The 14,868-nt window shown below is 38.8% G+C and carries 3 protein-coding genes; 1 reads left to right on the plus strand and 2 read right to left on the minus strand.

Annotated features, from left to right (window positions below; genetic code table 11):
• Positions 1 to 15: 15 nt before the first annotated feature.
• Both VG895_00705 and VG895_00710 read right to left on the minus strand, forming a co-directional pair.
• Positions 16 to 7,764: a DUF2341 domain-containing protein gene (locus VG895_00705; protein HWA51560.1), complete on the minus strand. Its 7,749-nt coding sequence runs from the start codon at positions 7,762 to 7,764 to the stop codon at positions 16 to 18.
• Complete coding sequence (locus VG895_00710; protein ID HWA51561.1) at positions 7,764 to 13,934, minus strand: MerR family DNA-binding transcriptional regulator; 6,171 nt, start codon at positions 13,932 to 13,934, stop codon at positions 7,764 to 7,766. Before VG895_00710 ends, VG895_00705 begins: the two co-directional genes overlap by 1 nt.
• A gap of 163 nt (positions 13,935 to 14,097) precedes the next feature.
• Here VG895_00710 and VG895_00715 point away from each other — a divergent pair, with 163 nt between their 5' ends.
• The gene (locus VG895_00715) at positions 14,098 to 14,868 is read left to right on the plus strand and encodes a hypothetical protein (GenBank protein HWA51562.1); all 771 of its coding nucleotides are present in this window, start codon (positions 14,098 to 14,100) and stop codon (positions 14,866 to 14,868) included.

The following is a 14,868-nucleotide window of genomic DNA, read 5'->3' on the forward strand; positions in this document are numbered from 1 at the left end:
TATTCATTCTATCTCTTATGGAGTACCTGTGCTAGGTCCGTAAAAAGTGCTAAATCCGTCATTATAAAGTTTTTGCACCTGTGTAAGTGATAGGGCATAGTTATAAATTCTGACATCATCAATTTGGCCACTAAAAAGTTGGCTAGCAGTTCCACTATCACGGGCTCCAAGGAATAGTTTATTAATAGCAGTATAACCAGAAAAAGTAACACTAGCAGTACTTCCGTTATTTGTTGCATTTAATGTTGCAAGTTGTCCATTAATATAAATCAAAATTCCTCCAATACCATTGATTGTAGAATTGGCAACAATTGTTACATGTGTCCAGTTTCCTTGTCCACTTGCAAAAATAGCATTATTTGTCTTTGCATCAGCAGTAGTAGCTCCCCCCGGTTGAAACTGAAATTCAATTGTTCCATCACCGTTTAAGAACGATTTGACAATACATGGGTTTCCTCCACAACTTACACTTTCAGCATTCCCAAACATGCTTTGAATGCCTGCAGGATGTCCATTACTTGGCTTCATCCAGAAGGAAATACTGTAACTGTTTTGGAAAATTGAACTAAAGGTAGAATTAGTGTTGACATAATCGTCAGTTCCATCAAAATTAAGGGAAGAATCAAACTTTCCGACGACACCGTTTCCCCAGGCAGTTCCGCTTGTGTTGCAGGTTCCTGCAGAAGTTTGAGTTCCGCTTCCTCCAATTGTTATTGTTCCTGTGTTTCTGTTCCCGGATGAATCATTAGCTGTAGTTCCCTGGCATTCATCAAATTTCCACCATCCAACTGGCGCCCCACGGTTATAATCATATGCAATTTGAGCTTGAGTTCGGGCGTAATTGTAGATTTTGACGTCGTCAATTTGACCTGTGAAATAACCATCCGAAGCTTGCGTCCAAGCTGTTAACCTATAACTTCCAATACGCCACCAGCCTGAAAAACTTGATTCACCTGTGTCATTTGTGGTTCCTTGCGATACTCCGTCAATATAAAGAGCTATTGCCTTAGTAGAGCTCGTATAAGTTCCAACTGCAAAATGCCACTTGCCATCATTAAGAGTTGAGAGTGAATTTACTGTATAAATATTTGATCCACCGTCTGCAATTCCAAAATAAATTTTTCCGTCAGCACCCATGTATAAATCTCTCGAATGACTATTGTCTGTCCCTGTTTGAGTTCCACCAAGTGAAATTATATCGTGTCCAGAAGCAGTTCCTGTTTTAAACCAAGCCTCACTTGTAAAATTTGGCATAGTAGTGGTACTTGTAGAAGTGTTAGTGCTTACATAATTATCGCTTCCATTAAAATTTCCTCCTTTACCATATTTGCCTGTTGCCCACTGATTTCCTAGTGTTCCTTGCCAAGTGCCTGTGTTAGAATTTCCGCTGGAATCATTGACGGTGGATCCAGTTCCTTCATCAAAATTCCAGTAAGCAACTGGTGGGTTTCCAGCAGTATCTGTTAATTGATTTGCTTCAGGCGCGCTTCTTGTTCCAAAGTCTTCAGCTTGTCCGCCGTTTTGATCTAATAATATTTGCGATTGTGATAGGGCAGTATTATAAATTTTAAGATCATCATAATATGCAAGAAGTGCAGTTGGCGTTGAATCATCTCCCTGCCCAAGTTTCAAATTGCTTGTAGTTCCTGAAACTAAAGAAGAGGGAATAGTGCCGGTTACAGTACAGGTAATAGGATTTCCGTTTTTATATACAGTAATAGTAGGTCCAGTGCCATCATAAACAATTGCTAAATGCTGCCAAGTTCCAGTAGTTAGTCCAAGTCCAGTTGTTTTGCAGAAATTACTTGTATCAGAAGCACTTGATGAAACAAATACTCTTATTTCACTATTAGTAGAGGGATCTGTCTCGATTGCGAAAACTCGCTGCGAACTAGTGTTCGCTTTTGAAAGTATCATCTTAGAAGTACCCAAAACCTGCGGATTTACCCAAAAGTCAGTTGAAAAACCAGTTAGAGAATCAATATAACTAACATCTCCAAAAGAAACATTATTAGTACTTGCAGATATATTTACACAATTATTAGCTTTGCAATTATTATTAAGCAACCATGTTGCGCTATTTAATGTTCCAGTTTCCGTTGAGTTAACTCCAGAGTTGTTTGCTGTTGTTCCATAACCTTCATTAAATTTCCAATAGTCCAAAGGTTTGGGCAAACTATTTCCTTGCGCAGACAAATTGTTTGCGTTTTGTCCGCCATTCATATCATCTAAAATTTGTTGAGGAGTTCTTGCATAATTATAAATTTTCACATCATCAATAACTGCTGGCAAATATCCAGAACTGGTAAAACGGCTACCTATTAAGAGATTTCCTGTATTTGTTCCTCCATAGGCTGTAGAATTGCTTCCAATCAATACCCCATTTAAATAAACTTTTAGGCCAGAAGAATCACCAACCATTTCTATATGATTCCAAACTCCAGTAGTTAAGGTCGTGGATGGATTAACCTGATTGGTAGCTCCACGATCATCAAAAGCAACTGTTTTTCCCGCCGTGATTTGCATTCTGTAACCACTATTATCTCCTCTGTTTATTACATCACCATTTGAAGCAAAACCCGACGGTAATTTTACCCAAGCTGCCATAGTAATTGCAGTGGGACCCAAAGTATTTGAACTTGAGACAGAAACATAATTATCAGTCCCATTAAAGTTTCCTCCTTTTCCATATTTTCCACTAGCCCATTGACTCCCTAAAGTTCCATTCCATGTTCCAGTATTCCCATTTCCTGATGAATCATTGACATTTGTTCCAGTGCCTTCATCCATCTTCCAGTAAGCAACAGGCCCTGGAGCATAGTTATAAAGCTGTGAAATTTCAGCAGGGGATAAAGCGCGGTTATAAAGACGGACGTCGTTGATGAGGCCAGACCATGGATTGGAACCTGAAGTCGTGTCGGCTCCAATAGTGACTCTGCTAGAAGTAAGGTTTCCTGCCCATGTACCCAAATTTGTCATCGTCGCCCCTTGTTGGGTGCCGTTAAGGTAACCTTTTGCTTGATCGGTTGACTTACTCCAGGTAATAGCAATTTGAAACCAACCACTTGGGTCAGAACCGTTAGAGACATAAGAAGCTGTACCACCAGCATAATATTGCATAATAAGCGTGTTATTTGCATTTGATTTTGCCAATGAAATGAGATTGCTGCCGTCAACTGACAAACTAACAATTCTCCTAACTGAGCCATCTGTCCAAACTCCACTTCCATTCACTTTAGCCCACGCAATAAGTGTGCCCTCACTTGAATTAAAGGCGCTATTCAAACTTCCTGAATAAATATTTACAAAATCATTTGTCCCATCAAAACTATATGCATTAGTTAAATGTCCGTTTGCAGCAGCTCCTACAGTTACTCCGTTTGTATTTATTCCAGAAAGAGGTGAAATTTCAGTTAATGTAAGATCGTCAAATTCCACAAATTTACCACTGCTAGAAGTAGCAGCGACAAGACTGATTAAATTAGAAGTTGCAATCCAACTTACATCAAAAAATTGCCACGAAGTCGAAGCTGTTCCAGTCCAAATTGCACCTGAAGCAACAACGACTGATGGGCCAACTGTACCATCGCCTTTTGCCCAGCCAGTCAACCTGTAGGTTTTGCCAGTTAAAAGTGGCGTTTGCCTCGCAGCAGGATTTCCTGTGCCAGTACATAAGATTTCTAAAGCTTGAGTTCCACCATGAGAAGCAGATGAATCTTTTGAAAGCGTAGCAGCGTTTGCAGCTGTCCAGTAGCTCGTTCCACTTTGTTCCATATCTCCATCAAGAGTAGACAAAATAGAATCAGATCTTATTCCAGTATCAAGTGAAACTGTCACATCATCAAACTCAACATAGCCACTTGTGGTCTGATTTTGGAGAGCCAATAAGGATCCACTACTAGCTACTAACACAACATCAAAAGGTTGCCAGGTTGTTGAATTTGTTCCAGAGCCCCAATATGTTACAGAGTTTCCTGCAATTTTGGGAATAGCGGTTCCATCACTTCTTGCATAACCATAAATACGATAGACATTTCCTACCGTAAGAATATTCTGACCCGCATACCCTTGAAGCGAGCCATTTGAAGCTACTCTTAATACTAGAGCACCACTATGAGGGTTGTTTGTTTGTTTTGATAAAGTTGCTGAAAAACCTGCTGTCCATGCAGCAGTTCCAGAAGTTTCCATATTTCCATCAGTAAGTAGTTGAGCTGGTGTTGTTGCAGAAGAAGGAATATTAACTTCCTGAACTGTAATATCATCAAAATCGGCATATCCAGCAGAGCTAGTGTTGACACGAAAACGTAAACCTGTGGTAGTGGCAACATAAGTAATATCAAAAGATTCCCAGGAACCTCCAGTAGTTGAAACAGCTAAAGGAGTGGAGTTGTCATAGACTCCAGAAGTATGAGAACCGTCTGATTTAAACCATCCGCGAACTCGATATGATCTGCCAATTACTATTGGATTGCTAACTAACTGTGCCAAAGGATTAGATCCTGACACCCAAGTAATTCTCAAATCTCTAGATCCAGCATGAGGATTAGTTGTATCTTTGGTAAAAGCTGCTCCAGAACCTGCATTTGTCCACGCACTTGTATCTGAGGCTTCCATGTCTCCGTCAACAGCTATATTACGTCCAGTACTTTGTCCTGCATTGCTTACACTTGCATAACTTTGTGTAGAAGTTGTATCTTGTAGCCCCCAGTTTGCAATTAATCCGTTTGGTCCGTATTGTCTTGCAGCTCCAATCAAATTTCCGACAGAATTGTAATTCGCAAGTGCCTGTGCAGCACTTCTTGCATAATTATAAAATTTTATTTCATCCAAATATCCTTGTGTAAAAGTGCTCCCGTCAGTCCCGACTGTAAAAGAGCTTGAAGTAGAGAAAGGTGTTGCTGTTGTAATTTCCACATACTGCCATTGATTTAAGGATAAAACAGGATTTGTTGTTGCAATACCATTTACATAATATGTTGGAGAAGACCAGCCTGTAGCAGTTACAATTCCAGACGAACTCAAAGATATTTTGTGAGTTCCGCCGTCTAAGTTCATAATCCCGCGGCTTGTTATATCAGTTGGATAAATCCAGAAAGCTACAGTTTGCAAATTATTAGCTGCCTTTGTTCCAGTTATTTTTGAGCTCTGTCCGTCAAAAAGCAAACATTTACCAATTACACAATTATTTTCAGTTTGCCAGGATGGTGGAGTAGTGCCAGCTAAAGTTCCGTTATTTGCATTTGTGCTTGCATCGTTTGCAGTTGTTCCATTTCCTTCGTCCAAATGCCAGTTTAATATTGAAGCTTGCCCAACTTCTTCTGTTGCAGCCGCTCCAACTGTAATGTTTGTATTGTACTCTCGCACCAATTCGTGTCCTGTATCGTTTGCAGTTGTGTAGTTTTGTGTGTCATAAGATGCGTTGTATTGTGCGGCAATCTGGGCCGGTGTTAATGCGTAATTATAAATTCGTACATCATTAATGAGCCCGCTCCATGGAAAACCGGGTGTTGTACTTGCATCTCCAATAACTGAGTTAACGCTTTGAAAATTTCCGCTCCATGTACCAACTCCTGTCAAAGTCGATCCTGATTGCGTGCCGTTTAAATAAAGTTTAACCTGGTCACTGCTCTTAGACCAGCTTAGTGTAACCATAAACCATCCGCTTGTTGAAGTAGTTGTATTAGCAGTTAAATTTGACCCTCCAGCAACATAAGAAGCCGTAAGTGTATTAGATGACGCGCTTTTGGAAATAGTTAAATTATTATTTCCATCCACACGGCCAATTCTCACAATCACTCTCTGAGTTCCATCTGTCCACACTCCAGCTCCACTTACTTTTGCCCATGCCACAATTGTTCCTTCAGAAGGATTAAAGACAGAATTTAAGCTTCCTGAATAAATATTCACATTATCATTTGTGCCATCAAAAGAATATGCATTAGTGAGATGGCCGTTTGCACTAGCTCCAAGAGTTACTCCGTTTGTAGGGATTCCAACTAGAGGATCGACTTCGTTAATGATAATATCATCAAATTCAACATAATCGCCGTTAGGAGCAGTATTTTGAGGCCTTAAAATTGGAGATCCGTATGGAGAAGCAGCTACATATACATACGTTGCATCAAATGATTGCCAAGAACTTGAATTTGTTCCGGTCCACAAAGCAGCTCCGTTTGGTAAAAGAATTTGAGGAACAGCAGTTCCATCTCCTCTTGCGTACCCAGTAATTCGATAAGTTTTTCCTGCAACGCTAGATAGGTAAGTCTGGTATACATTCTGGCTTGAGGCGCCAGAGCTGACTATCTTTAAAGATTGAGTTCCGCCATGTGGACTGCTGGCATCTTTCGAGATCGTAGCGCCATTTAATGTGCTCCAGTAAGAAGTCCCAGACTGTTCCATATCTCCATCAAGTGTAGATAAAATAGAATCACTTCTTATGCCTGTATCAAGGGAAACTGTTACGTCGTCAAATTCTACATATTGGCCATTTATACTGCTTGATTGAAGCAGATAAAAAGTACTATTACCCGTAGAAGTTAAACCTACAAAGTCAAACGGTTGCCAGGTTGCCGATGTTGTTCCAGTCCACATAAGATTACTTCCCAAATAAACTTTAGGTGCAATATTCCCATCACTTCTTGCATATCCATAAACCCTGTAAACAGTATTGTTAGAAAGAATATTCTGAGAAGCATTAGGATTTGTACCACCGGTTGCAGTGATTCTTAAAATTTGTGTTCCTCCATGGGAAGTCCCTGTTTGTTTCGAAAGTGTTGCGCTTCCGCCTGCTGTCCACGCCCCCGTCCCACTTGCTTCCATATTTCCATCAGTAAGTAATTGTGTTGGTGTTGCAGTAGAAGAGGGAATGTTTACTTCAGTAACTGAAACGTTATCAATATTTAGGGTTGTTCCATTCACTGGAATTTGGAATCCCACATATAAAGCTCCGGCTGCAATAATATTTTCAGTGTATGTTCCATTTGCTGAGCGCATCGTTCCAAAGCCACCATTTCCTGCGAGAACCCTGACACTTCCTGAGGTATAACCAGAAATGGTATAAGTGATTTGATAACTTCTTCCAGCTACCAAAGGAACATTTTGATAAGTAAGGTCAGTAGTTTGTGCGTTTGTAGCCACTCCCATCCCACCAGAAATAGTCCAACCTGTCCCATTAAAGTTCCAACTTGAGCTGCTATCAAAAGTTCCGTTTAAAACTAAATTTCTTCCTGTACTAGTCGCACCATTCACTGCTCTCGCATAACTTTGGGTAGTGGTTGTATCATCCAAAGGCCAACCCGCAACAGCTTGATTCATATCTGTAATAAAAACTTGGTTAGTTGTATACCCTGCAGGGCTTGCAGATGGATTTCCATAATATAAATAAACATCAGCTCCTGTTGTTGGAATCGAATCAACATTTATCCAGATTAAAGTTGAAGCTGTATTGCATGTAGTTGGCTCTATCCAAAAAGGAAGTTGTTTTCCAGTTGCATTTGTAATTCGCAAATCGTTACAAGTCGAAAGCATTTTCCCTGCACTTATTAATGTTGAAGTGTCTAATGTTATTTGCGTCTGAAAATTTGTTTGTGTTGCACCGGAGGTATTGGAAATAGGGAAGCGTTGTCGAAAAGCCCACTTGGTATCAAACCATGCTCCTTGTACTGGTTTACCCGCCCAAAGTTTTATTCCAACTAAAGATATAACTACTATAAATAGTATAAGTCCGTAAAATAATTTTGGTTTTCTTTTGAAAAGTTTTTTCATTATTGTTTGTCAACAATCCACCAATTGAAATTAATATTATTGATGTCTGCTGTCGGAATCGAAACTGTAAAACTTGTTCCTTGAACCTTTGTTGTTACCGCTAAAACCTTGCTTGTTGCTGTGCTTGCGGTTACAAAGATTAAAGAGCTGTTGTTAACAGCATTAGTATTAATAATAACATTTGTTGCTCCAGCTGTAATTGTGCCTGTTCCAGCCGATGTTCCAGCAACATTATATTTATTAGCAGTAACAGATTGGAACTTTGCATTTCCGTTTGTATCAAAAGTTATCAGTCCGTTCATAAATTCAACATTTCCCAAAGCTAAGTCTTGAATTTTCAAAACGCCTATTGCATTTATTGATTGATTAGTATCATCAAATGTCAATCCGCCAACATTAAGCTTGCCGTTTACAACTGTATCTCCCAAAGTCGTATCTCCAAGTACATTCAATTTTGCAGTATCAAGCTCGTGTAAGTTTGCAATAATTCCGCTATCGCTTGCTGTAAAGCTATCTTGAAGCATTAATGCAATGTTGTTTAGTTGTGCGCTTCCTGTTGCAGCGATTGCATCAGCGTTAGGATCGTACCAGGTATTATTTACAAAAACCAATACTGTATCTTTGCCGCTTGAAGAGCTCCAGTTTTCAAGTGCCATACCAATAACTCTTCCGGCTTGTGTAGCTTTAGTTGCGCGTCCAGGTTGATCGCTAGTTGTAAGATAATCTCCTGGAGCAATCTCAGGAGAATCTGTTGCAATTTTTACGGGAACACGTCCATTAAGAGCAACTGGCTTTGGATTATTTGAAGGATCAACTATATTGTATCCGGTTGATGTAAAGTCATTATAGTTATTCGATACTATTCCGATCACATTTCCTTGATAAGCTAAACTAGACTTTGTTAAAACTGAAGTTTGCTGTGTTTGTCCGGTAATTATTCCTCCTTGACCGTCGCTTACTTTAGTTGTTACGGTTTGGCTGCTTGGAGCAACGATATCGCCATAATCAACGCTTCCGTCTGTTGGATAAAACTCAGCATAATCTGCAGCTGGAGTTCCAGAACAATCTGTTATTTCATCAAATCCTGCTCCGTTTGTAGTATGACAAAGTGCTGCAGTTCCTGTACTTCTTAGAGTTGTAAATGTGTTTCCAGCAGAATTTATCTTAAATCTTGTTGTTCCTGAATTGCTTGCTGTTAAAATATCTTGGCTTTCTGTTTGATTAAGAAGTACAAGAGATTGGCCGATTGTCGACAATTCATTGGTATTATCAACTGTTAAAAGTGAAGTAGGAGATACTGAAGGGCCAATTCCAACAAGTCCGTTTCCACCCGTACTTGTTCCACTATTTAATAATATATTTCCAAGATTATATGTAGTTAAAGTCAAATTAGAAGAATTAAATATTTCGCCAGCTGCAATAGTAAGCGGAGCAGAAGATTTTATGTTGCTTGAAACTGGATTCGTAAATGAAAAGTCATATGCATCAACAATATCTCCAGGAGCATTAAATGAAACTGGTAAATTATTTGAAATTTGAGTTTGGCTTACTCCAAATATAGTTGAACCATTATTTTGTACATCAAGAATATTACCTAAAATTCCATTAGAACCAACATTAAGTTTTAATAAATCTCCAGTTGCAGTAGTAGAAGATCCTGGGTTCCAATAAATGCTTGCCAAATTACCTGAAGTGAAAGCAGTGGAGGTAGATGTGATATTTAGCAGATTGCCTGTTGTTATGCTAGACGAATTAAGATAAAGTCCATCGCCAGTTGTCAAAGAGTTTGCATTGAATGCAAATGCTCCAGAGGTTGTCGTGCCAGTTACAACACTTGATGCAAATGTTTGAGCTCCTGTACCGCTTGTGAAATTCAGTGCTGTCGCGCCTGTTGAATTACCGATGTTTACTGTTTTTGCAGAAGCTCCTGTTCCAAGATTAAGTGTCTGTGTCCCGGAAGTTGCAATTCCTGATAAAATATTTACTGTTGAATTTGCCCCTGCTGCTCCAGCAGCGATATTAATCGTTTGCGCTCCTGTGTTAGCTCCATTTCCAATACCAATTGTATTGCCTCCGGTTCCACTTCCAAAGTTTATTGCAGTGTAGGCACTATTTCCATTGCCGATATTAAGTGCAGTTGTAGCATTTCCCCCAAAATTAATAGTTGTTGGGGTTGAATTCAGTAGGTTAAACGAGCTTGAACTACTTGTGAAATTTGATCCGTTAACCGCCAGATCTGACGCGCTAGTTATAGTTCCTGACCCAGTTGTAGAAATATTTCCAGAAGTTGTCACAGCATCACCGCTTGTAGTAGGTGAGAGTGTAGTTCCTGTTCTAGTCCAATATCCAAGAGCTCCAGAGCTTGGGGCTGATGTTGTTAAATTCTTGCTTCCATCAGTATATACAGCTGAGTTTGCTGTAAGTCCTGTGACATTTATTCCTGCTATCGTTTCATTTCCTGCTGCTGTTACCACCCAATTTGTTCCATTTATATAGTTAGTTAAATTGCTTCCAAAATTAATACCATTAAATGTGTTATTACTTGCCGCAGCTGCAACACTTAAATTTACTAGATTGTTAGTGTTTGTTCCAGAAGTTGCAGTTCCTGTTGCAGTTATATTTTCTCCGCTTACTGTTATGCTTCCGCTTGATGCAGCATTTGTAAATGCCAGTGCCTGAAGATTTGCGCTTGTTGTATTAAGTGCTGTATTCGTGTAACTATAGCTGTTGCCGCTGGTATTTACCGCAGTTCCCGTTATATTTCCTTGATATCCAAGTGTCCATCTTGTTGTCCCTGAATTGCTGGCGGTCATAATATCTTGATTTTCAGTCTGATTAAATAAAGCTAATGATTGTCCTATGTTTGATAATTCATTTGCATTGTTTACTGTAAGTAAGGAAGTGGGGGTAACTGACGGCCCAATTCCAACTTTCCCGTTTCCTGTCGAGCTTGTACCTGTATTTAGTAAAATATTTCCGGCATTATATGTTGTCAAAGTCAGATCTGATGAATTAAATGTTTCGCCAGCAGCAATATTAAGATTAGAACTGGACTTGATATTACTTGCAACCGGATTTGTAAAATTAACATCGTATGCAAATCCAACATCTCCAGCTGCAGTGAACTGTGTTGGAAGAGCAGCTATTATTTGAGTTTGGCTCACTCCAAATATAGTTGAACCATTATTTTGTACATCAAGAATATTACCTAAAATTCCATTAGAACCAACATTAAGTTTTAATAAATCTCCAGTTGCAGTTGTTGAAGCACTTGGTGACCAGCTGAGGTTTGCAATTGCTCCAGATGTAAAAGCCGTTGAAGTAGAAGAAAGTGATAATAAATTACCGCTTGTTATTGAGCTGCTTGATATGTCAACAGCGTTTCCACTTGTTAATGAGTTTGCTTGCAAATTAAATCCAGCGTTCACTCCAGTTCCGTTTGTTGTATTAGGAGCTAGATTGAATGTATCTGTTGCTGTTGCAGGTGATAAAACACCCCCTGATGTCCTACTCCAAAAACCCGAGCTTCCAGTCCCTCCAGAGCCTCCAACCCAGCTTGGGATTCCAGCTGAAACTGTTAATGTTTGTCCTGACGATCCAATCCCTAGTCTACTTAAGGTTCCACCGGAATTTCTGTAATAAATATCTCCAGTTGCATCAGATCCCAGATTTAAAGCCACAGTTCCGCTTCCGTTGCCGATCGTTGTATTTCCGCTTCCTGTTGTATTAATATTTGTTGCCCCAATTAAATTTGTAGTTGAGCTCAGGTTTCCTACGTTTACTGTTGTGGCGTTTGTTGTTCCGACGCCAAGAGTTCCGGAAGTTAATGTATCATATCTTGTTGAAGGAGAAACTAAAATGTTTCCAGAATTATCAAGAGTAAATTTAGTGCTTGATGTTGTTCCAGCATCAATTAAGTCACCGCTATTTTCAGCAATAGTAACTCCAGCTGTTGTTGAATTTGTTCCGATTCCGAGCTGTGTGGTTGCCGTATTCCAGAAAAAACTATTATTCCCTGTAATGCTACTTGCCCCGTTATAATATGCAATTTGTCCGCTTGCACCGCTTCCAGAAATACCGCCTGTTCCAGTAGTACATGTTACTAAATTGTTTGATCCATCTAAACACAAAGCACTTCCAGTGCCAAGTGATAAATTAGTAAGACTAATGTTGCCTGCAAGTGTAGTGGTGTCTTTTGCGCTTGCAATATTAATTGCATCAGCGGTTGTATCATTTGTTCCTATATTAATAATATTGCCAGCATTTCCTGTTCCAATGTTTATGGTTTTTGCGTTATTTCCCGTCCCAAGATTGAGAGCGTTTGCTGTTCCTGAATCAATTGTTCCAGCTCCTGCAAATGTTAAGGCAGTAGATGAAACGTTGATTGTATCTAAGCTTGGAACTCCTGTTATATTTCCTGAAGTATCAAGGTTAAAAGCGTTAGAAGATAAAGCAAGCGTTCCACTTGTATTACCAACAGTAGTATTTGCAACTCCTGTACTATTTATATTTGTTGTCCCAGTTAAAGTTAGTCCACCTGTGCCTTGAAGAAGTCCGCTTTGGGCATTTACTCCAACTGCAACCAAAGAAGAATTAAGGGTCTCTGCTCCAGCGGCAGTGACAATGAAATTTGTACTATTTATATAGTTTGATAAACCTGAACCAAAATTTATTCCATTAAAAGTATTACTTCCAGCAGTTATTGCTGAAAGATTAATAAGGTTATTCGTATTAGTTCCGCTCGCTGGAATAGACCCGGTTGCAGATACGTTTATACCGTTTGTAATGATTCCAGCTCCGGTATTTGAATTTGATAAAGCAAAGTTGGCAAGAATACCGTTGTTGGCTGAAATTGGGTTTTGTATATCAAGCTGGTAGCTTGGTGTTGTTGTTCCTGCTCCAATTTGTCCGGTAGTTGCTATTGTGTCTCCTTCAGTAGCTGGTGTTAATATTGTTCCAGTTCTTGTCCAAAAACCGATTGTTCCACTGCCACTTCCGCTAACCCAACTGAGATTTCCCGAACCGTCATTAGTTAACGTAGATCCGCCTGCTCCTTGAGTTGTAGGAAATGAATAAGTCACTCCATTAACTTTAGTAATATTGCCAAATGTTGCGTTTCCTGCCGCTGAGAGGTCTGATGCAAGTGTCGTCACTCCAGAAACATTTAAAGCTCCAGACAATACGCTTGCTCCCGAAATTGCTAAATCTCCGCTTCCTGTAATCTTACCACCGACATTAAGAGCACCAGAAAGAGCGGTGGCACCTTTAACATTTAAATCATTATTAATAGTAGTAGTACCGGTTGTTGCTGAAATACTTGTTGTAGTTGAGGTAAGTCCGATATTAAGAGATGTTACGTTTTTTGGTAATAAATTAAATGTTGCACTTGATGAAGTCAAATCGCCTGATATATCAACATTTTTTGCAAAAGTTGCATTGTCTGATGCTTCCAGCGTTCCAGTTGAAACATCGGTTGATGTTAAACCCTTTACAAAATCCGCAACTTGTTTAAAAGAAGACTCAATGTTTACATTAAAAACCGGGACATTAGCTTTTGTCTCTGCTGCCAAAACTTGGACATTTTGTCCAAATTTTGAGGCCACATCTTTATTATCCGCAAAATTATTATTCCTGGAGCTTAAAAAACTTTTAACAGCACCAGGCATACCTGGAAAGTAATTTACCGCAATATTATCCGCATTAGCTTTGAATAAGTTCGTTGCGGAGATTACTGCGGGAGAAATTTTAAATACTCCTGCAATCAAAATAAAACCAAAAAAAGAAAAACCAACTATTTTTAGAATATTTTTTTGCTGAGGTGCAAGCGTTGGGGCATTATATATATCTATTGGAGTAGGTAATGCTTCAGTGATGATATTAGGGTTTATTTTAAGAGGTTCTACTATATTATCTATCTTAATTATTTTCGGGGTATCACTAACAGTTTGATTAACAACAATTTTCTTTATATATTCTTTTCTTGGCGTCTTAAAACCATTTATCTTTAACTCTGTAAGTTTTGAAATTTCATATCTTCTGTGGCCGCCATTAGTTCTTACTGCAATAAGTTTTCCAGCAACTTCCCATCTTCTTAAGGTTTTAGTAGATACTCCAAGTTTTATTGCAGCTTCATTAATGGAGATATATTTATTTCGGGGCAGTTTACTCATAGTATTTAAATATTTTTATATTAGCTTCAAAAATTTAGACATTGTCCAAGATTTTGTATATACATTAAGACATTTATTAAAGTAGCTTGTCAATAAGCAACTTATTTTTTTCGATAGGGTATTGACCAGTGTTTTGGTAATAAGTAGTATTACTTAATACGCCATGCCCAAAAAAATTTTATTAGTAATATTTATATTAGGAATTTTAAGTACAAATAATGTTTTTGCTCAGACACAATCTTTTACAGATGTGGGTTCTTCAATTTCTGTTAGTGGTAATAATATCCAAGACGGAGACATAATTTGTTCGGGATCATCAGGCTATATTCTCTGTCAAAATGAATACGACTCTTCTATGTATGGGGTTGTAGACTCCAATCCTTCAGCAGATGTACAAATAGTAGACTTAACTAATTCTCAAACAGTAGTTTCAAGAGGTGAAGTTCCTCTTCGAGTTTCTTCTATAAATGGAGAAATTAAAAAGGGAGATTTCTTAACAAGCTCTAAAATTCCGGGAGTGGCAGAGTTATCAATTAATCCTGGTTTTGTGATTGGAACAGCTCTTCAGGATTACAATTCTACTGACAAAAATGCGATTGGAACCATTCAAGCAAGTTTAAATATCCATCCGCGAACAGATTTAAATTTAAATGCAAGAACAAATTTAGTTTCTCTTTTACAAAACGGCCTTGCAGGTTTGGGTATAAGTCCTATTTCTGCCCTTCGTTACATTCTCGCCTCAATTCTTGTTATTTCATCATTTGTCATAGGATTTGTCTACTTTGGCCGTATTGCAAAAACGGGAGTTGAAGCAATCGGAAGAAATCCTTTGGCAGGAATCCGTATTCAGGCAAGCGTTATTATAAACGTCGCAGTCATGATTGCGATTGTTCTTGTAGGCCTAGTTGCAGCTTATCTAGTTTTAATTATTTAA

Source organism: Patescibacteria group bacterium (assembly GCA_035549555.1).
Classification (GTDB): Bacteria; Patescibacteriota; Microgenomatia; order UBA8517; family UBA8517; genus Co84-156.